Annotated in this window: 13 protein-coding genes and 6 pseudogenes; 15 read left to right on the top strand and 4 right to left on the bottom strand. The window is 59.2% G+C overall.

Annotation, left to right across the window (positions count from 1 at the left end):
* The first annotated feature begins 6 nt into the window (after positions 1–6).
* From NKJ46_RS22660 to NKJ46_RS22635, 6 genes are all read left to right on the top strand, one after another.
* Positions 7–2454: a GcvT family protein gene (locus tag NKJ46_RS22660; protein ID WP_352667769.1), complete on the top strand. Its 2448-nt coding sequence runs from the start codon at positions 7–9 to the stop codon at positions 2452–2454.
* Positions 2455–2511: 57 nt separating this feature from the next.
* Positions 2512–3294, top strand: coding sequence for an SDR family NAD(P)-dependent oxidoreductase (locus NKJ46_RS22655; RefSeq protein ID WP_352667768.1), 783 nt, complete (start codon positions 2512–2514; stop codon positions 3292–3294).
* Between the two features lie 12 nt (positions 3295–3306).
* Positions 3307–4116: an SDR family NAD(P)-dependent oxidoreductase gene (locus NKJ46_RS22650; protein ID WP_352667766.1), complete on the top strand. Its 810-nt coding sequence runs from the start codon at positions 3307–3309 to the stop codon at positions 4114–4116.
* 99 nt (positions 4117–4215) lie between these two features.
* Positions 4216–5619, top strand: a complete 1404-nt coding sequence (locus NKJ46_RS22645) for a glycerate kinase type-2 family protein (RefSeq protein WP_352667764.1) — start codon at positions 4216–4218, stop codon at positions 5617–5619.
* Between the two features lie 8 nt (positions 5620–5627).
* Complete coding sequence (gene eno, locus NKJ46_RS22640; protein ID WP_352667763.1) at positions 5628–6902, top strand: phosphopyruvate hydratase; 1275 nt, start codon at positions 5628–5630, stop codon at positions 6900–6902.
* Positions 6903–6924: 22 nt separating this feature from the next.
* Entirely contained in the window at positions 6925–8046 is a 1122-nt protein-coding gene (locus NKJ46_RS22635; protein WP_352667762.1) for a tyramine oxidase subunit B, read from the top strand.
* A gap of 756 nt (positions 8047–8802) precedes the next feature.
* Here the strand turns inward: NKJ46_RS22635 and NKJ46_RS34800 are convergent.
* Both NKJ46_RS34800 and NKJ46_RS22615 read right to left on the bottom strand, forming a co-directional pair.
* A pseudogene (locus NKJ46_RS34800) lies at positions 8803–9397 on the bottom strand (beta/alpha barrel domain-containing protein); the annotation flags it as partial.
* A 120-nt stretch (positions 9398–9517) separates the two neighbouring features.
* Positions 9518–9918 (bottom strand): annotated as a pseudogene (locus tag NKJ46_RS22615) (FAD-binding protein); the annotation flags it as partial.
* Positions 9919–10377: 459 nt separating this feature from the next.
* Here NKJ46_RS22615 and NKJ46_RS22610 point away from each other — a divergent pair.
* From NKJ46_RS22610 to NKJ46_RS22595, 4 genes are all read left to right on the top strand, one after another.
* Complete coding sequence (locus tag NKJ46_RS22610; protein ID WP_352667758.1) at positions 10378–12030, top strand: ABC transporter substrate-binding protein; 1653 nt, start codon at positions 10378–10380, stop codon at positions 12028–12030.
* Positions 12031–12269: 239 nt separating this feature from the next.
* Positions 12270–13307, top strand: coding sequence for an ABC transporter permease (locus NKJ46_RS22605; RefSeq protein ID WP_352667756.1), 1038 nt, complete (start codon positions 12270–12272; stop codon positions 13305–13307).
* A gap of 9 nt (positions 13308–13316) precedes the next feature.
* Positions 13317–14516 carry an ABC transporter permease gene (locus NKJ46_RS22600; RefSeq protein ID WP_352667754.1) on the top strand — a complete coding sequence of 400 codons (1200 nt, stop codon included), beginning with the start codon at positions 13317–13319 and terminating at the stop codon, positions 14514–14516.
* Between the two features lie 10 nt (positions 14517–14526).
* On the top strand, positions 14527–16674 hold the full coding sequence (locus tag NKJ46_RS22595; RefSeq protein WP_352667751.1) for a dipeptide ABC transporter ATP-binding protein: 2148 nt from the start codon (positions 14527–14529) through the stop codon (positions 16672–16674).
* A gap of 527 nt (positions 16675–17201) precedes the next feature.
* Here the strand turns inward: NKJ46_RS22595 and NKJ46_RS22590 are convergent.
* A pseudogene (locus NKJ46_RS22590) lies at positions 17202–17609 on the bottom strand (IS21 family transposase); the annotation flags it as partial.
* Positions 17610–17641: 32 nt separating this feature from the next.
* Here NKJ46_RS22590 and NKJ46_RS22585 point away from each other — a divergent pair.
* Positions 17642–17869 (top strand): Rossmann-fold NAD(P)-binding domain-containing protein, encoded by a 228-nt coding sequence (locus tag NKJ46_RS22585; protein ID WP_352667749.1) that lies wholly within the window; start codon positions 17642–17644, stop codon positions 17867–17869.
* 40 nt (positions 17870–17909) lie between these two features.
* Here the strand turns inward: NKJ46_RS22585 and NKJ46_RS22580 are convergent, their stop codons facing one another.
* Positions 17910–18089, bottom strand: a complete 180-nt coding sequence (locus NKJ46_RS22580; protein ID WP_352667748.1) for a hypothetical protein — start codon at positions 18087–18089, stop codon at positions 17910–17912.
* A gap of 61 nt (positions 18090–18150) precedes the next feature.
* On the opposite strand from NKJ46_RS22580, the gene NKJ46_RS22575 reads away from it, so the two are divergent.
* From NKJ46_RS22575 to NKJ46_RS34790, 4 genes and pseudogenes are all read left to right on the top strand, one after another.
* Positions 18151–19614 carry an amidase gene (locus tag NKJ46_RS22575; protein WP_352667747.1) on the top strand — a complete coding sequence of 488 codons (1464 nt, stop codon included), beginning with the start codon at positions 18151–18153 and terminating at the stop codon, positions 19612–19614.
* Positions 19566–19869, top strand: a pseudogene (locus NKJ46_RS22570) (OmpW family outer membrane protein); the annotation flags it as partial. The gene NKJ46_RS22575 and the pseudogene NKJ46_RS22570, both read left to right, overlap by 49 nt.
* Before the next feature lie 108 nt (positions 19870–19977).
* Positions 19978–20097, top strand: a pseudogene (locus tag NKJ46_RS34795) (ATP-binding protein); the annotation flags it as partial.
* A 13-nt stretch (positions 20098–20110) separates the two neighbouring features.
* Positions 20111–20318 (top strand): annotated as a pseudogene (locus tag NKJ46_RS34790) (transposase); the annotation flags it as partial.

Below are 20318 nucleotides of genomic sequence, written 5' to 3'. Positions count from 1 at the left end.
AGTAAGATGTCCACTCTTCCGGAAGAAGCACAGGTAGTCATCATCGGCGGCGGCATCGGCGGCGCGTCGATCGCGTACCACTTGGCCAAGCGCGGCGTATCCGATGTTCTCCTGTTGGAGCGTGACCGGCTGACATGCGGCACGACCTGGCATGCGGCAGGTCTGGTAGGCACGCTTTGGCCCACGAAGAACATGACCCAGCTCGGCGCCTATTCGCACCGCCTCTATCAGGAGCTCGAAGCGGAAACCGGTCAGGCTACCGGATACAAGCGCAACGGTTCGATCTCGCTCGCACAGACATCATCGCGCCTCGAGGAATTGACCCGTACCGCCGAGATGGCGCGCGTCTTTGGAGTCGAAGTCGAAGTCGTCGGGCCAAAAACGCTTGGAGAACTTTATCCCAGCATCGACACCAGCGATCTGATCGGTGGCCTCCATTTGCCGAAGGACGGCCAGACCAATCCGATCGATGTCACCATGGCGCTGGCCAAGGGTGCGCGCATGAATGGCGCTACCGTCCGCGAAGGCGTAACCGTCACCAGGATCCTGACAGACGGCGGCAGGGTAACGGGCGTTGAGACCAACCAAGGCACGATCCGCGCCAGGAAGGTAGTTCTGACAGGTGGTATGTGGTCGCGTGACCTGGCCAAGCAGGTTGGAGTGGTGCTGCCGCTGTTCGCCTGCGAGCACTACTATGTGGTGACCGAGCCGGTTCCAGGTTTGCCCAGCAAGCTGCCCATCATGCGGGATCTGGACCACGGCCTCTATTTCAAGGAAGACGCCGGCAAGCTGCTGATCGGCTTCTTCGAGGACAATGCTAACCCGCTGCCGATGTCCAAGGTGCCCGCCGATTTCAGCTTCGGCGAATTGCCCTACGAGATCGACCATTTCGAGAAGTATCTCGAAAGGGCCATGATCAGGTATCCAGAGTTGGAGAAGATCGGCATTTCGACCTTCTTCAACGGCCCGGAGAGCTTCACCACAGACAATCAGCACCTGATGGGTGAGGCGCCCCTTTTGAGGAACTTCTTTGTCGCGTGCGGTTTCAACAGCCGCGGCATCGGCGGCGCCGGCGGGATCGGCAAGGTGATGGCCGAGTGGATTGACCTTGGCTATCCGCCGATGGACGTCTGGGAAAGCGACTGCCGCCGCGCCATGCCCTTCCAGGGCGACGAGACTTATCTCGAGAACCGTGTCGCCGAGGCGCTTGAGCGCTCCTACGCCATGCACTGGCCCTACTACCAGTATCGTTCCAGCCGCGGCATCCGTAAATCGCCTTTCTACGATCGTCTCGTCGAGATTGGCGCTGTCCACGGCGAGGTTGCGGGTTGGGAACGTCCGAACTGGTACGCCCCGAAGGGCGTGAAGCCCGAGTATGAATATAGCTACGGACGCCAGAACTGGTTTTCCTATGCCGGCGAGGAGCACAAGAACGTTCGTGAGAACGTCGGCTTCTACGACCTGACGTCGCTGGCCAAGTTCAAGGTCACGGGCTCCGATGCCGAACACCTGCTCCAGCGCCTATGCTGCGCCGACGTCGCCATGCCGGCCGGGAAGCTCGTCTACACCCAGTGGCTGAACGAGCGCGGCGGCATTGAAGCCGATCTGACAGTCGTAAAACTCAATAACGACGAGTTCATGATTACGACCGCGTGCGTCAGCCATGTGAAGGACTGGTCTTGGCTGCTAAGCCATGTCGAAGCCGGTAGCGACGTCAAAATTGAAGACGTGACGGACGCATTCGGCGTCATCGCGCTGCAGGGGCCGAATGCGAGGGCCGTCTTGCAGTCACTCACCGATGAAGATCTTTCGAACGAAAATTTCGCCTTCGGCACCGGGCGTTGGATGAACGCAGGAGGCGTTCGGCTGTGGGCGCAGCGTATCTCCTATGTCGGCGAGCTCGGCTGGGAGATCTATGTTCCTGCGGCGGACGCATTGACGTTCCTCGACGCTCTCCTGGAAACCGGCAGAGGCTTTGGACTGCGCCCGGTCGGCATGCACGCGGTGGATGCGTTGCGCTTGGAAAAGAGCTTCCGTCACTGGGGCCACGACATCGTCTACGAGGACAACCTTATCGACGCCGGCCTGGCATTCACGGCGAAGCCCAACAAGAACGTGCCGTTCATCGGGCGAGACGCATTCCTGGAACAGAAGGCGGCGGGCATCGGCAAAAAGCGGATGGTGTCCTTCCTTCTGGAAAGTTCGGAGCCGCTGCTCTTCCACAACGAGCCCATTTTCATGAACGGCAAGCCGGTGGGTTACCTGACATCTGGAAATTACGCCCATCATCTGGGGGCGGCGATCGGCATGGGATACGTCGGCGCCGACGAGCCGGTGACGGCCGAATTTCTCGCCGGCGGCAAGTTCGCGATCCAGGTCAATGGCCGCGCCCAGCCTGCAAAGGCAAGCCTGAAACCCTTCTACGACGCCGCAGCCGAGCGCATGCGAGCGTGATCGGGCGCGAGCTCGGCACCGTATCTGAGAAACCAATCGCAAAGCAGGACAACTTCGATGAAGAACCCATTCTCCCTTGACGGAAAGGTCATTCTGATCACCGGGTCGACGCGCGGTCTCGGCTGGGCCGCCGCTCAAGCCGCCGCTGAGGCCGGCGCAACCGTGGTGCTTCATGGGCGCAGCGAGGCCGCCGGAAAAGCGCGCAAACAGGAGTTGGAGGGAAGGGGCCTCAAGGCTGACTACCTCGCCTTCGAAATGGCTGACCGCGAGGCAATTGCCGCTGCGGTCCCGACCATCATCGAACGTCATGGCAGCATCTGGGGCCTCGTCAACAACGCCGGCATGCTGTTGCACAACACCATCTGGGAAGAGACCGCCGACACCTATGAACAGATCATGTCGGTCCACATGATCGCCCCGTTCCTGCTGACCAAGGCGGCGGCCGCCGAAATGAAGAAATCGGACGCCGCCGATCGCGGCAGGGTCGTCAACATATCGTCGATCGCGTTCTCCAGCCCGCGCGCCGGCATTTGCAACTACACTGCGGCGAAAGGAGCCATCGTCGGCTTCACTCGCGCCGCCTCGGCTGAACTGGGAGCCCATGGCATTCGCGTGAACGCGATCGCACCCGGATACTTCGTGACCGACATCAACAAGGAGCGCCTCCAGGACGAGGCCTTCGCGAATAAGATCAAGGTCCGCACGCCAGCAGCACGTTGGGGCGATCCGTCTGAACTGGGCGGACCCACCGTGTTCCTGCTGTCGGGAGCGTCCTCCTACGTCAACGGCCAGCTGCTGTTCGTGGATGGCGGCATGAGCCACTTCCTCCACAGCGTTTAAGGGAGAATCGTTATGTCAAGGCGTCTTGAAGGCAAGAGCGTATTGGTTACCGGCGCCGGCTCGATGGGGCCGGGCTGGGGAAATGGCAAGGCTGCGGCGGTGCTTTTTGCTCGCGAGGGTGCAAAGGTTCTTGCGGTCGACTTGAACAAGGCTGCCGCCGAGGAGACCGCGGAAATAATTCGTGGTGAAGGCGGTCGGGTGGAAGTTTTCGCCGGAAACGTGACCGACGAGGGCTCGGTGAAAAGTATGGTTGCGGCCTGCGTCGACGCGTTCGGCGGAATCGACGTGCTCCACAACAACGTCGGCATCCTCAAGGCAGGCAGCCCCCTCGACACCACGGTGGAGGATTGGGATCGCATCCTGAACATCAATACGAAGGCGTTCTTCCTGCCCTGCAAGCATGCGTTACCGCAAATGCTGAAGCGGGGCGCGGGATCGATCATCAATATCTCGTCGATCTCCGGCTTCCGCAATTTGGGCGCGCCATACATCGCCTACAACACCTCAAAGGGCTCCGTGGTGTCGTTCACACGAAACCTGGCCGCGACTTACGCCGCTCAGGGTGTGCGGGCGAACTCCATCCTTCCGGGTATCATCGACACCCCAATGGCGCGCGATGCCACCATCCAGACTAGCGGAAAGTCCGAGGCCGAGATTGATTTCGACGCCGTGGCCAAGACGCGTGCCGCTCGCATTCCGATGAAGCGGACTGGCACCGCATGGGACATCGCGCAAGCCGCGCTTTTCCTTGCAAGTGATGACTCGGCCTACATCACGGGCTCAGAGATCTACGTGGATGGAGGGCTGAATTGCACCGCCTAGCGCAAGCCAGGGCAATCATCTGGCCAAGTAACTAGACCAACGATCAAGCCAAACTGCTCGTTGTCTTTCGACGACGGGAGAGCCGAGTTGCGTCCAAAAATGATCAAGATCAGAAACCCGGAACAAATCCTCTCACATGGTGATGCGGCATCGCGCAAGCTCGTGCTTGAGATTGCGGATCTAACATTGGCGCGGCTCGATAGCTATCGAAGGATCAAAAGCATCGGGCGCATGGAGGGCTCTCTCCTCCATATCGGGACGAGAAGCTGGGATCTGTTGAAGAAGCGTAACGTCTATCTCTTCGGCGCCGGCAAGGCCTGCAACCACATGGCGATGGCGGTGGATGAGATCCTTGGGGACTACCTGACGGAGGGCTTGGCGATCGTGAAGGTCGCCGAGGAAACCGACGCGTTCCGCAAGACCAAGGTCTTTGTTGGCGGCCATCCTCTGCCGAACGAGGAGGGCTACCGGGCCTCGAAGATGATGATCGATCTTGTCCAGAAGTCAGGGCCGGAGGACCTGTTCATCGTCGTCATCAGCGGCGGCAGCTCCGCGCTCATGTCTTGCCCGATTGAGGGTATTTCTCTGCAGGACGAGATCGATGCCACGGATGTACTGCTGAAATCCGGCGCGGGCATCTACGAGATCAATGCCGTGCGTCGTCATATCTCGGCAATGAATGGCGGGATGCTCGCGAAACGCATCCAGGATGTCGGGGCCGAGCTGATCGGGTTCGGCATCTCGGACGCTGTTGGCTCACCCGCCACTGGCAATATCGGCACGCCATACGCCGCATACAAGAGCACGCCGATCGGGCCGGACCCAACAACGCTCGACGATGCGCGCGCCACGATCATCAATCGCGACCTCGGTGAGCGTCTGCCGCGATCAATAGTCGACTATCTGATGAACGCAGGCCCCGAGGGCGAAACGCCAAAATCCTTTCCTCACAATACGTATTTCCTGCTCAACACGCTGCCGGACAGCTGCATCTACGCCAAGCAGATCTGTGATGAGATAGGCATACCGGCTCTGATCGTGTCATCCTTCCTGGAAGGGGAAAGCCGCGATGCCGGGACCTTCTTTGCTTCGATGGCGCGTGAAATCCAGACTTACGGCAATCCGATCAAACCGCCTTGCGTGCTGCTGAGTTCGGGGGAGGTGACCACCTTGATCTCCGACAACAGCGTGATCAGGGGCCATGGTGGTCCGGGCCAAGAGATGGCCGCAAGCTTCGCAATCGCCGCTGCCAAGGCGCCAGGCGCATGCCTGCTTTCCGTCGACACTGAAGGCACCGACGGCACCACCAAGGTGGCGGGCGGCATTACCGACAGCAGCAGCTTCCAGTCCGCCTCAAACAAGGGGATCAGCCTATTTCGCGCTCTGCGCGAGCACAGCTGCTTCGAGGCGCTCGATGCCATCGGCGATGTTGTGTTCACCGGTAATACGGGCACGAACCTGTGCGACCTGAATATCGTCTATGTGCCCGGAATAGACGGGTAGGTGCCGGGATGCAGGATAGGATCGTCTCAGTCCGGGCGCAGCAGATCATCGACTGCAAATGTCGGCCCGCCATCGAGGTCGAAGTCCGCACGGAGAGCGGCGCAATTGGCCGAGGCGCCGCCCCAACCGGCACCTCCGTCGGGATGCACGAGGCGTATGCACTGCGCGACGGCGATCCGACCACCTATAACGGCTTGAGCGTCCATAAGGCTGTGGGCACCGCTGTCGAGGTCATCGGCCCGGCCTTAAAGGGCATGAACATTTTTGACCAGCGTGCGATCGACAATAAAATGATCGCGCTCGACGGCACGCCTGAGAAGAAGATCCTTGGCGGCAACACGATCTACTCGGTTTCGATTGCGACATTCCGCGCGGCAGCGGCTTCGCTGAAGATCCCGCTTTATACGCACATCGCGGGCGGAAATGTCCGTACCGTGCCGGTCCCTTGCTTCAACGTCATCAACGGCGGGCACTACGAGCACCTGACTCAATCGTTCAATGAGTTCCTGATCGTGCCATACGGCACGGATAGCGTCGATTTCGCGATCGAGATGGCGGTTGCCGTCTTTCAGAAGCTTGCGCATGTCCTTACCGAGTACCTCGGCCACAAGCCGCAGGTTGCATCTTCCTGTGGTTATGCCGCACCTTCCGATGACCCGGAGGTAATTTTGGCTCTTATGCAGCGCGCAATCGACGCTTGCGGCTACACCGGCAAGATCGCTTTCGCGCTCGACTGCGCATCGAGCGAGATGTTCGACAAAACGACCGGAACATACTTGTTGAAGGGCAAGCGGGTCACTGCGGGCGAGCTAATCGGGTATGCCAAGAACCTCAGCAAAAAATTCAATTTTGTCTTCATCGAGGATCTGCTCGACGAGAACGATTGGGAAGGTTACCAGAAGGCGGTCCGGGCGCTCGGTCGGACGCTTGTTCTGGGCGACGATCTGACCGTCACGAACATCGACTTCCTCAAACGCGCCTACGACCTCAAGGCAGTCGACGGCTTCATCTTGAAGCCGAACCAGGTCGGCACCATCACCGAGGCGCTCGACGCGTATCGCTTTGCCGCAGACCATAACATGCTAGCCGTGCCCTCCGGACGCTCCGGCGGCGTGGTTGACGATGTGGTCATGGATTTCTCCGTGGGACTTCAGGTGCCGTTGCAGAAGAACGGCGCGCCACGGTCCGGCGAGCGAATCGAAAAACTGAACTTTCTAATGCGTGCCAATGCGGCGAGCCCAGGCTGCCGCCTCTATGACATCTCGAAACTGGTCAAATTTTGATCGCTCGAAAGGAGCCTCTTCGATGTACCCTAAGATCGACTTCCTCTTTCTCTCCGAGCCTGACACGATTGAGGCTGGTGTGTTGGATGCCGCTCGCTGCGTGGACGTCTGTGAAGAGACTTTCAGCCTCCTCGGCAAGGGAGACTACCTGATGGGGGGCGCTAACCACAACAATCACGGCATGAACATCGTTTTTCCCAAGGAAGCGAAATTCCCAAACATGCCGGTGGCCGGGCCTGACCGCCGATTTGCCGCCATGCCCGGCTATCTGGGCGGCCGTTTCGACGTCTGTGGCAACAAGTGGTACGGCTCCAATCACGCCAATGCCGAGAAAGGTTTGCCACGTTCAATCCTGACCATGATGCTGAACGACAAGGATACGGGCGCGCCGCTCGTGCTGATGTCGGCCAATCTGCTAAGCGCGGCGAGAACAGGCGCGGTGCCGGCTGTGGCCGCCAGGCACTTGGCAAACAAAGATGCCAAGAGCATTTCGGTGATCGGCTGTGGGCCGATCAACAAGGCCTGTTTTACGGCCATCATGACCCAGCTGCGCTCAATCGAGAGGGCTGTCTGTTTCGACCTCTTCCTTGACAAGGCTAAGGACCTCGCCGCCTGGATCAGCAAGGAATACGGGATCGAAGCGGTGGGCGTGGACGATGCCGAAGCAGGTTTCCGCGACGTTGACGTGATCACCGTCGCGGCCTCGCGCCTTAAACCGCTTCATTTCAAGGATGAATGGATCAAAGAGGGTTCCACGATCCTGATATCCGGGCCGGTACACTCCGATGAAAGCTTTTGGACCAACGCTCGAATCGTTTATGACCACACGTCGTTGCACGAGGCCTATGTCGAGGACGCCATCGCTTCCCGCAACAAGGATGGATACTATAGCGTCGTTATTGGCGGGCCGTTTTATCGGTTGATCGATGCCGGCAAGTTGCCAACCCTGAAGGATTCAATCGGTCTTGGCGATGTCGTGAACAAGGAGAAGCCGGGACGGCAGAGCCCTGCCGATCGGGTCGTCTTTATCGCCTGCGGCATGGCCGTCTTCGACATCAGCTGGGGTTATGAGATCTATGCAAACGCGAAGCAGGGAGGCATTGGGACACCTCTACGCCTGTGGGATAAACCGCATCTGGGGTAACGAGCAAAAGATTTTTCTCGATACACAATGCCGGCGTCAAGCGTGGCGATGCTCGGTTGGATTATAGGCTTCGCATCGATCTCGGATACCGGGCGGTCATCGAAATCCTTGCGGCCTGAATACCGCATCCGATGACCTAATTCGTCAACCTTGCGAGTTTGCCACAAAGCCCCACAGCGCCAATGGTCACTGGCGTTTTGCCTTCCATCGAATTGCGCTCTCGTCCTGCGCCTCGCGTGCTTCTTGATTTCCAGTGTGTGCCCACTCGCCTTTGCTTTCGACAAAGTCGACGTGAACCCTGCTATGACAGGCTCGGGCACGGCCCTTTCTTCTCCAACGCGCTCGCGTGCCATCTGAGCCGCATCGAGGGCAGTCGAATGCACTGAAGTCGCCACTCATGCCTACACGCTCGACGGCCCTTTCGGCCCGCTGCTCGACGCCGATGATCACCGGCTGGCGCTGTAGCACGTGGACCGGCTGACGCGCTGACGTTGTGGGACGCGCAGGTGCTTCGAGACCGAAGAGCTGATGCATCAGGAACCTGAAGCTTGGAAAGTTGCCTGACCGCTCGCCCCTCGCAACGCTCGGGATCGAGCGTGATCAAGCCGTGATAGTACAGATTTGCCTTGGTCACGTGGATGCCATGCAGCTTGCCGGCGACGATCTCCGCATCCCTGTCCTCCAGAACAAGTTTAGTTCCCGTCCTATCCTCTGCATCAGTTCGAGTTCGTGCAGATGTTGGCGTCGGCCGACATGTCCGATGTCGAGGATTGGCGCGCGGTGTGTCAGCCAGCCGACCGAGATGGGTCGACTCCGGTCGCGGCAATTTCCGGAGGCATTTTCGGGGTCACGCGGCCGGAGGCCTCGGTGATGGCGCGCCCGCCGACCATGGCCACCGCCTCGCTCAGTTGTTCGACGGACATGTTGTCCAGCAGGACTGCGTCGACCCCACCGCGAGCGCGATCTCAAGCTTCTCCAGGGTATCGACCGATCTTCACCATGTGGCCCGCGGCGGCGGGCGCCCGCTCGATCGCCATACGGAACTCGCCGGCGATCGGGATGTGGTTATCCTTGATGAGCGCGCCGCCGCGGCACCCACGGCGTCGCGCGCGGACCGCACACCTTCGCGATGGTTTCGCCCGGCGCGACTTCGCTGCCGTCCGGGCGCCGGATGTACATGTCGATTGCCGGGTCCACGAGCAGGGAGGCGAACGCGACCGGATCGAGCCCGGCGACGACGCCCGGCTGCCGCGCCCTGAGCACCAACGTGGCCGTGCAATAGGGCCGCATCGCTCGTCAGGTCGCCGCCTCTGCCCAAATCCGCATCGCCGGACTGCGGCCGGCACCACATTCGTGCCTCCGCGGCCAGACCCCTCGTGCTGCCCGATCGCCTCCCACGCGCTCGGGCATCATCCGGCTTCGAGAGGGCAGTCCGCACGATCGGCTCGATGCCGACCGAGGGGAAATGGTTTCATATCAGTTGCTCCCTTGTCGGGGCTCGCCAGCCGAGCGCGACCGCGGCCTGCACGGCCGTGTGCAGTGTCAGCCGTGAGGGTCGGGCGTTTTCCTTGCGCCTGGGGAAATCGGACGGGTAATGTGAACCACGGCTCTCTTCGCGCCGCAGGGCGCAAATGGCGATCATCAGTGCGACCACAGCCGGATCGGATGCAGCCTCGCTGTCAGCGGCGATCGACAGCAGCGCCGCCGCGGCCTCGCGCAGCGTCTCGCTTTGGCGCCGCCGACACTTTCGGCTACGCAGGCGGCTGTTACCACCGCTTCCGTGAGCGAGTTGCTGGCGAGCCGGTTGGCGCCGTGCAATCCGGTGCATGCAACCTCGCCGCAGGCCCACAAGCCATTGAGGGAACTGCGGCCCACGCTCCAGCGCCACCAGCGCCTCGTCCACGATCGTCCGGATCGACCGAAGCGGGGATGATCGCGTCGAACCCGCGCCTCCAGATCAACACAGCTGAACACGCTCGCCACTCCGATCGTCCCGCCGCGCACACCTCGCCTTCGAATCTCTTCCATGCAAATGAATCACGCTCACGGGCTTCCGGCGAGCGACTTTTTCAATTTTCAACGCCCCTATGGTAGGCAGGCTGGCAAGCTGCGCTGCAGCGGGTAGGTTTCCAGCGAAGCCAGATCATCGACATAAGCTGCACTTATACCTGTCCCATTTTTTTTCCCACTTCCGATGCCCCGCAACCCCAGTATAGTTTTCACCTAGCCCTTTCGCTGCCACCAAGGGATGGCATCGTCGCCAACGGGAGCCATGAAGGGTGATGGGCTAGGTTCGGTCGGCAAATCAACCATAGTCTTTGGGAGGTTCAGATGGGATTCTTCAACAGGCAGGGTAAGCCTATGCCTAAGCTATTCGACAATCTCGCCAAAGAGACAAAAAAGGGCGGGATGGACCGGCGCGAGTTCCTGGCGCTTGCATCGATCTTCGGTGCGTCCACAGCCGTAGCGTACTCGATGCTGGATGTTTTGCCGTCAGCACATTCCGAAGAAGCAGGAAAAAAAGGCGGAGCGTTGCGAATTTCCATGGCAGTCACCCCGCCGAGTGATCCTCGACTAGCGCACGATCCAACAACAGGTAATATATCCCGTCAGTTCCTGGATCCTTTGGTCAAATACACCCGTGAATATACTTTCGAACCCTGGCTTCTCGAAAGTTGGGACACGAATGACGACGCCACACAGTATCTCTTGCACGTGCGGAAGGGTGTCAGGTGGAACAACGGCGACAACTTCACGGCAGATGACGTGATGTTCAACCTGCTACGCTGGTGCGAAAGGGACGTGCCTGGAAACTCGATGGCGGCGCGCACGGCAACGCTCATTGATGATAAGACAGGCAAAGCGCTGGACGGCGCCATCACAAAAGTTGACGACTACACGGTTAAACTTACGCTGCCGAAATCCGATATCACAATCATCGCTGGGTTTGCCGATTATCCCGCGTTGATCGTTCACCGGGACTTCGAAAAGAAGGGCTCGAATATCGTTGGTCATCCCGTTGGCACGGGGCCATTTGAACTGGTGTCATGGGACGTAAACCAAAAGGCTGTGGTAAAGCGTCGGACAGACGGAAGCTGGTGGGGCGGTGAAGCATACTTGGACGAAGTCCAATTCATTGACTATGGCAGTGATGCGTCCGTTGTTCTGAGCGCCTTCGAGTCAGGCGAAATAGATGCGAACACTTCGACGTCCGCAAATGATATCGCTACATATGACGAACTCGGGTTGGTGAAAAGCGAGGCGAAGACAGCGACAACGCTCGTGTGTCGCACAAAGGTCACAAACAAGCCCTACGATGACCAACGGGTGCGCAATGCATTACAATTGGCAGTCGACAATAGTGCTGTGCTGCAGATCGCCTACACTGGCTACGGAACCGTTGCTGCGAACTACCACGTGGCACCAATACATCCCGAGTATTACCCGGTTGCCGAAAAGAAACGAGATGTTGAGGCTGCCAAGCGCCTGATGGCCGAAGCCGGTCAGATGGACTTCGAGCACGAGATTATTGGTCCCGACGTGGATTGGCTGAAGGATTCGGCCGATACGATTGCCGCGCAGTGGCGCGAGGCAGGCTTCAAAGTGAAGCGGACAGTTCTGCCCGGTAACACTTTTTACAACGATTGGATGAAATACCCGCTTTCAGCCACGAACTGGAACATGCGGCCGCTCGGCGTCCAGGTGCTGGCGCTCGCTTATCGAAGTGGCGCTGCATGGAACGAGTCATCGTGGTCAAACCCGGAATTCGATAAGAAACTGGACGCTGCGTTGATGGTGCCGGATACAGAGAAGCGCAAGGCTCTCATGCAAGACATCGAAACGCTTCTGCAGGATTCCGGCATCATAATTCAGCCTTATTGGCTTACCCTGTTTAGCCATTCGGCAAAGCACGTCAGGGGTTACGCCATGCACCCGACGTTCGATATAGACCTCGGTAAGGTTTGGCTCGACCGAGCTGGCTGAGCATCGCGACCTGTGAGTGGATATAGAGGGTTTTAATCGAGATGACGAAACCCTTCTGCTCTTTTTGGGGCGTCGTACGAGAGAACCCCTGCACGAGATGCAAAGCCTTGGCCGAACAGCCGACGGCCGCTCGCCGTCAGCGAATATCAAGCGCGCCCGTCCACTGAGCTCGTCATGAACCGCGCGACTCCCACGCAATCTGCAAATCATGGCGTGATGCACGTTTTGGACAGGATGCCATGCTGAGTTTTCTGTTTCGTCGGCTCGGTGTCATGATTTTAACCATGCTGTGCTTGACGATAATTGTCTTTTACATGGTGAATCTGGAGCCAAACCTACGCAGGATGGCTCTCAGCGAGCTCGACGTGCGCTCGTCAGACGAACATATCGAGAGCTGGTTGACGCGGAACGGATACCACCAAAATTTCTTAGTCCGCTACGGCCAGTGGCTGGGCGTCTTGCGGAAGCAGCCCAGCGTGGATGCCGTGACTGGTGAGCCGATCCCGCGCTTCAGTTATTGCGGTGGAACTGCCGAGCCATACTACGGCGGCGTACTGCAGGGCGACCTCGGCTGTTCGAGCATGTTCAAGACGACAGTTGCCACAAAAATCCTCCCGGGGCTGGCAGCCACCGGTAAGCTAATGTTCTGGGTATTGTTGACCGTGGTGCCGACCTCTCTCCTCATCGGCATCCTTGCCGGTATGCGTGACGGGACGCGGATGGACAGGACGCTTTCTGTGGTCTCGATCGTGACGACAGCAACGCCTGAATACGTTTCTGGGGTCATCCTCACCATCATTTTCGCCTCCGGGCTCGGATGGTTGAACGGCTCGGCAGCATCGGCGACGGCGCAGGGCCTTACCTTCCACAACTTCGCCCTGCCTGTGATGACGATGGCCATTGGCGATATCGGCTACATCGCTCGCATGACGCGCGCCTCAATGGTTGAAGTGATGACGCAGCAATACATCCGCACTGCTCGACTGAAGGGTCTGTCCTTCTATAGGGTGGTTACCAGGCATGCGCTGCGCAACGCTCTGATCGTGCCCTTTACGATAGTTATGCTGCAGTTCCCGTGGCTGCTCACCGGGGTGGTGGTGGTCGAGACAATGTTCCGTTACCAGGGTTTCGGTTTCTTGTTGAACCAGGCGGCGAGCAATAACGACATCGACCTGCTGCTAGGCTGCTCGCTGATATCCGTGGTCGTCGTGCTGATTACGCAGCTCATCTCGGATATCGGCTATGCCTATCTCAATCCGCGAATTCGCGTGCAGTAGGGGGCCAGGATGCAATTCGAGACCATCGGGTGGTTCGAGATGGTCCTGGGCGTTGTCGGCCGGTTCTGGCCGGTCTGGATCGCAATGGCGATCTACCTCACGCTCAGCTTCGGTTTCCGCAACAAGCTTGGGCTCTATGGGGATGTGCTCAAGACCGGCACTGGAATCGCCGGCGTCGTCATCTGTATGTTCTGGCTGTTCACCGCCGCCTTCGCGCCCATTATCGCGCCGTTCGATCCCCTGAGCCAGCTGGCGGTCATGAAGCACGCATTGCCGGGTACGGTTGCGCCCGAGGGCAGCGGTATATATTACTTCGGAGGCGACTTCCTCGCGCGGGACGTGTTCAGCCGCATGGTCTACGGCAGCGGCGTTGTGATGGTGATCGCGCCGTTCGCCACCGCCTTCGCCCTGGCCGTGGGCATCGGACTTGGCCTGCCGGCGGGCTACTACGGGGGTAGAATAGATTCGGTCCTGTCCTTCCTCGCCAATCTGTTGTTAGCTTTCCCCGTCATCCTATTGTTCTACCTGTTGGTAACGCCAGGAATCCGCGAGCTGTCCTTCGATAACTGGTTCAGCGAAGCGACCGGACTCGGAGTCTCGATCCCGCGATCGCTTGCGGCCTTTTTCTTTCTATTGCCTATCATCTTTTTCCTGACACTGTTCCACACGCGCTTCAAGCACCGCACCGACCGGTACTACGCGCTGATTGGACTGACGATACTGATCGGTGGCTGGATCTACGCCGGCCTGGTGTTCGACGCCGATCCGCTCGGCGTCGTTCATATCGATGCAGGCGAACTCAACATTTTCGTGGCGGTAGTACTCGGCTCCGCGCCCGGCGTGTTTCGCATCGTGCGCGGGGTCGTGATGGATATCAAGACGCGCGATTACATAGCGGCCGCCCAGACTCGCGGTGAGAGCCCATGGTACATCATGATCTGGGAAATCCTGCCAAACGCCCGTGGCCCGCTGACGGTCGACGGTTGCCTACGCATTGGCTACACCACGATTCTGCTCGGAGCACTGGGCTATTTCGGGTTAGGGGTTCCGCCCGAAAGTCCCGACTGGGGAACCGCGATCAAGGACGCGTCGCGCCTGCTGCGTTCCTTCATCCACCCCGCGCTGCCGCCGACCATTGCGTTGATGAGCTTTGTCCTAGGCCTCAATCTCCTAGCCGACGCCCTTCGCGAACAATCGTTGAAGGATTGAGAGCCCGACTATGACCGACATAGCAAATGCCACCAAGGTCGCAGACGCCCAGCCCGTCCTCGACATCGAAAACCTGTCAATCTCCTTCTTCACCAAGGGCGGCGAAATTCCTGCGGTGATGGGCTTTTTCTGCACAGTGTTGCGGGGGGAGGCGATGGGCATCGTTGGCGAGAGCGGTTGTGGCAAGTCGACTGTGTCGCTCGGCATCATGCGCGACCTCTCCAACATCGGAAAGATCGTCGGCGGAAAGATCAAGTTCCAGGGCAAGGACATGGGAGAACTGTCCGACGAGGAACTGCGCGCCATCCGCGGCAACAAGATCGCGATGATCTACCAGGAGCCGATGGCGTCGCTTAATCCAGCTATGAAAATCGGCCAGCAGCTTATGGAAGTGCCAATCACCCATGAGAAGGTATCGGAGAAGGAGGCTTACGAGCGGTCGCTGGCGATGCTGAAGTCGGTACGCCTACCGGATCCGCCGCGGATGATGAATTCCTATCCGCATCAACTTTCGGGCGGGCAGCAGCAACGCATCGTGATCGCAATGGCTCTGCTGTCGAAACCCGCGCTCCTGTTGCTGGACGAGCCCACCACCGCGCTCGATGTCACGATCGAGGCCGGCATCGTCGATTTGGTCAAGGGACTTCGAAAGGAGTTCGGCACGACTATGATCTTTGTGTCTCACAATCTCGGCCTGATCCTAGAGACCTGCGAGCGCATCACGGTGATGTATTCGGGCGAGGCGGTGGAGATCGGCAAGATCAAGGACGTCTTCGACCGGATGCGCCATCCTTACACGCAAGGGCTGTTCCGCTCGATCCCGCTGCCCGGCGCAGATAAGAATTCGCGGCCGCTGATCTCCATCCCCGGCCAGTTGCCGCTGCCGCATGAGCGGCCGAAGGGCTGTAATTTCGGGCCGCGCTGCCACCATTTCGTCGAGGGCGTCTGCAACGCCGCGGAAATCCCGATGATCCCGGTCGACGGCCATGAGGGACATTTCTCGCGCTGCGTTCGTTTCAACCAGATCGACTGGGAGGCGCTGCCACCCGGCGCCAAGAAGGTCAACGAGAAGGTCGAGCCCGGCGCGCCGGTGCTGAAAATTCAACATCTCAAGAAATACTACAAGGTTGGCGGCAGCGAGGTGTTCGGCTCGAGGGAGCGCCGTGTCGTCAAGGCCAACGAGACCATCTCATTCGTGGCCCGCGAGGGAGAGACGGTGGCTATCGTGGGCGAGTCCGGCTGCGGAAAATCCACGCTCGCCAAGATCTTGCTCGGCCTTGAGACCGCGACCAAAGGCGGCGCGACGCTCGGCGCACGACAGATCTGCCATACGCCGATCGAAAAGCGTGATGTCGAGACCATCGCATCAATCCAGATGGTGTTCCAGAACCCATTCGACACGCTTAATCCGAGTTACTCGGTGGGTTCTCAGATAATTCGCACACTGGAAAAGTTCGACGTCGGCAAGACCGCCGCCGATCGACGCCAGCGTATGCTGGAACTGCTCGATCTAGTGAAGCTGCCGCGCGCCTTCGAGAAACGCATGCCGCGCCAACTCTCGGGCGGACAGAAGCAGCGCATTGGCGTCGCGCGCGCTTTCGCCGGCAAAGCAAAGGTCGTGGTGGCCGACGAGCCGGTCTCGGCGCTCGACGTGTCGGTGCAGGCGGCTGTCATCGAACTCCTGATGGACATTCAGCGAAAGAACAAGACGACGATGCTGTTCATCAGCCACGACCTGTCGGTGGTGCGCTACATTGCCGACCGTGTGGTCGTGATGTATCTCGGCTATGTCGTCGAGCAGGGCACGACAGACCAGATATTCGCGCCGCCTTACCATCCCTATACGGAGGCGCTGCTCTCTGCGATCCCGATCCCCGACACCAGGGTAGTGAGGAAGCACATCGTGCTTGAAACCGACATACCCTCGGCGATGGACCCACCGACCGGCTGTCCATTCCAGACGCGCTGTTGCTACAAGAATCTGGTGCCAGGAAATCTCTGCGAACGCGAGGTGCCGCCAATAAAGAACTTGCCCGGCGGCCACGAAATCAGGTGCCATCTCCCGGATACGGTCTTCGTGGCTATGGAACCGGTAATCAGGTTCGATACGAAGCTCGAGGTCGAAGATGCGGTCGTCAGAGACACGGAAGCGGAATAACTCGTGACTCAACGATCCTGAGAGGACTGAGTCGTGCCCTATTCATACTGAATAACGAGAGAAGTGTCTCCACGCTTTCGAAGGTAAAATGGCAGGAATGATTGACTACGACACGCCGACAATGGCTTCTACCACCCGACAAGGAATCTGAGCATCAACGGAGACCGACGGTGCCAATCGATCAGGGCCACGGCGAAGATAGGAGCCTGCCTGGCGGAGGGTGCCAACGGCTTGGGTTGACGCTTGAGTGAGGCGCGGGACGTTGTCGGTAAGTGGGCAACGGAAATAGGCTGCTCTGTGGGGCGATCTTGTCGGCAATCTTTTTTTCGCCGCCTTGGAATACGGCCCGGTCTTCCTGCGGGTGGAAAGCCATCTTGACACAGTTGCAACGGGCGGTCGCTTCGACGGTGCTTGGCGGACTAGAGGTTATGCGCACTCTCTATGATGGGGGCATTGCCAACGACGCACGATTGAGCTTGTCGTTTGCCTGGCAACACCGGAGCTTTCGCATTCACGGGGAAGAACACTGTGGTGGCATGCGTGCGCGGATTGCCGATCCGGTCCAACCAGTGCCGCAGTTGAGCGTTGAGGTCATCGAGGTTGCGGGACGAGCGTGCCAGGAAGAAGTCTTCCCGAATATAGCGAAACGGTCTCTCGACGTTGCCCTTCGTCTTGGCCCGAGGGGTACGTCATGCCCTGGGCGAAAGCTTGTAGTGACGCGCGAGATCAACAAGTGCGCGTTACAGGCAATACCCCTGTCTCGCCTTCGCCGATGACCGCGGTCTTCATAGATCGCAAAGATCTCGCGCGTAACCCCCAATCGCTTCGAACGCGGCGACGTGGCAACGCAGCATGGGGCAAATTCTGATGCATAACGAAGCGCGCCCAGATGAGACGGCTGCGCCGAGCACCATGGAAAACAACCAGACAATCCTCGGGTCGTAGTTCATCGGTCAAATCCGCCTCTGTGCTGCTTTTCGAGCCAGTCGGTGATTTCGACGCCCTCATCTGCACGGCGGGAGTGGTGGACTTTGCGGCGCTCGATCAGATCACCACAGAGCTATTCGATATCGCCGTTCGCAGCAAGCTCATGGGACAAGTCAATGAGGATCCCCGCAAGGGCGTATGCTTGGCTTTGCTCAATGGCGACTTCGAGCGGTTCGTCCGCGCTAGCAGCGATCGAGCTTGGCCGTGACGGGCGCATCAATCTTGTCAGTCCCGGCAGGTTGGAGGATTCACTGCGGCTGCACGGAAACTATTTCCCACGTTCGCAGGCTGTAGCCACGCGCGATGTCGCGTTGAATATGATAAGCGATGCGGCAGCCTGTTTTATATTCTATGCGGGTCACGCCGAGCAGCTGGACAATGGCGCTGAGCACCAACTTAGATAAATTGAGCTTATAGCGCCCCATCATTTTTTCCCTCTTTAAGGGCCAGCAAGTCTCGGCCTAAAACCCATGTGCTACTCATGTCCTAATGGTGAAGGGTGCCGGGATGAACCTAAGTGAATATGCACAATATGACGCTACAGGGCTGGCGTCCCTTTTGAAGACCCGGCAAGTGACTTCAGGTGAACTGATACGCTTAGCCCGCAAAGCTCACGATGATGTAAACCCTCGTGTCAACGCGGTTCTCGAGTTCTACGAGGACGCTGAAACTGTTCCAGGCGCGGATATAGGTTTTTTTCAAGGCGTGCCGTTCCTTCGCAAAGATCTCGGGCCTACCGAAGCCGGCCGTCTCCAAGAACGCGGCAGCCGCCTTTTCAAAGGTTATCGCGCTCCAGCCCAGAGCGTCTTTTTTGATCTCGCCCGCAATGCGGGCCTTCGGACTGTCGGAAGAACGGCAGTACCGGAGTTTGGCGCAGGCGGAGAGGCCGTAAGCTTTCTCCATGGCATCACCCGCAATCCATGGAATTTGGATCGCTCGGCAGGGGGTTCATCCGGGGGGGCCGCCGCGGCAGTCGCTGCCGGTATCACTCCAATTGCACATGGCACCGACGGGGCCGGGTCAATACGCGGGCCGGCGGCTTGGGGCGGTCATGTAGGGCTCCTCCCCTCCCGGGGGCGCATTTCCGGCGATAATCGCGACACCTCGGTCACCCGAAACTTCGTACACTGTCGAACAGTGCGAGATATGGCCGCGGCGTTGGATGCGCTTTCCGGTCCCCAGCCAGGCGACGAGTTCATTATTGTCCAGCCAGCGCGCCCATACCTTGAAGAGCTTTCGCAGCGCACAGGCGCCCTTCGGGTGGGGGTCGCGAGGACTACGTGGGGCTGGATCCCCGTGGAGCCGGAGATCCTGGAAGTGGTGGATTCGACCGCCTCACTTCTGGAGGAGATGGGTCACCAAGTGACTGAGATCAAGCCACCGTTTGACTTCGATGAGTTCATCAGAATGGATCTCCTCGCCCACGATCTAGGCGCGAGTTCGCGCGAAGCTGAAGCGCGGGCCATGGGCCGCACTATTGGCCCGGATACCTTGGAGCCGATCAATCTGAAATATTACGAACGTGGAAAGCGTTTATTGGCCGATTGTGAACGTGTTCTGTCGATGTCCCGGGAGCTTGAAGAGGCCAGGAAGCAAATGAAGCTGCAGGTGGGGAAGGCGATCGATGCCTTCGACATTCTGTTGACTCCCACTTACTCGATCGTGCCCCATCCGCATGGCGGCACTTGGGCTCTTACCGATACAACACTCTCCTTGGAAGAGTGGGTGGGCCGTAGCTACAAGGGCGGTTTCCTTCCCATTTTCAATACCACTGGTCAACCTGCGGTATCCTTGCCCTTGGGCGAAAGTAGCCAAGGGTTGCCGATCGGCATTCAAATCGTCGGCCGCTTTGGAGATGAGTCTACTTTAGTTCGCGTCGCACGCGATCTTGAGGAAGCCAGGCCGTGGAAGGAACGGCGGCCAAAGATTCGAGCAGGAGACAGTCGGTCGTGACTGACAAAACGTTAATCCCCTCGCAGATCCGCCTGCTTACGTTGGGGGTCATCACCGAGGATCCTGGCTACGTCAATTACGTGGCCGGCTCCGGTATTTCGTATTCCGATACAGTGACGCCGGAACTCGACATTCTTGCATTTCTTGACGGACAACATCGCCGCCGAACTTATCCTTGGCACCACCTATGCCAACATCGCAGGCGAAGGGACGATCGGCGAGCTGGGGGACATTGGTAAGGTTTGGTTGCTGCCAGCAGTAGGAAAACCTGTCGGCCGGCCGCCACATGTAAAGCCGCGCGGGTTCGACCGGCGGGGCAACATGGCGCTCGCCCAGGGTGAATGGCTGTAAGCGCATCAGAACCTGATCGTCACCGGCCAGATCGGAACCGGCAAGTCGTGGCCGGCCTGCGCCTTCGGCCGGCAAGCGGCACGGCTCGACCTTTCCGTGCTCCATGTGCGCGTGCCGCGCCTGTTCGAGGATTTGGCGCTCGCCCGTCTCTTACGCGAGCCGCTACCGCCAAGCGCTGGTCGATCGCCGCCTTTATCTGCCGGAGAGCTGGACAAAGGATCGGGCGCGATGTGCCAGGGCGTCGATCCCGAAGACGGTCGAGTTTGCGCCAAGCCCAAGATGGCGCGCGCCATGGTCGAGGCGGCGCTCGATGCCGGCGTCCCGTGCGCTTACGTTCTGGGCGACGCTGTCTA

It is taken from the genome of Mesorhizobium sp. M0166 (assembly GCF_040322255.1).
GTDB lineage: Bacteria > Pseudomonadota > Alphaproteobacteria > Rhizobiales > Rhizobiaceae > Mesorhizobium.
The sequence above is the reverse complement of the archived record's forward strand: the minus strand, read 5'-3'. Positions and strand labels throughout refer to the sequence as shown.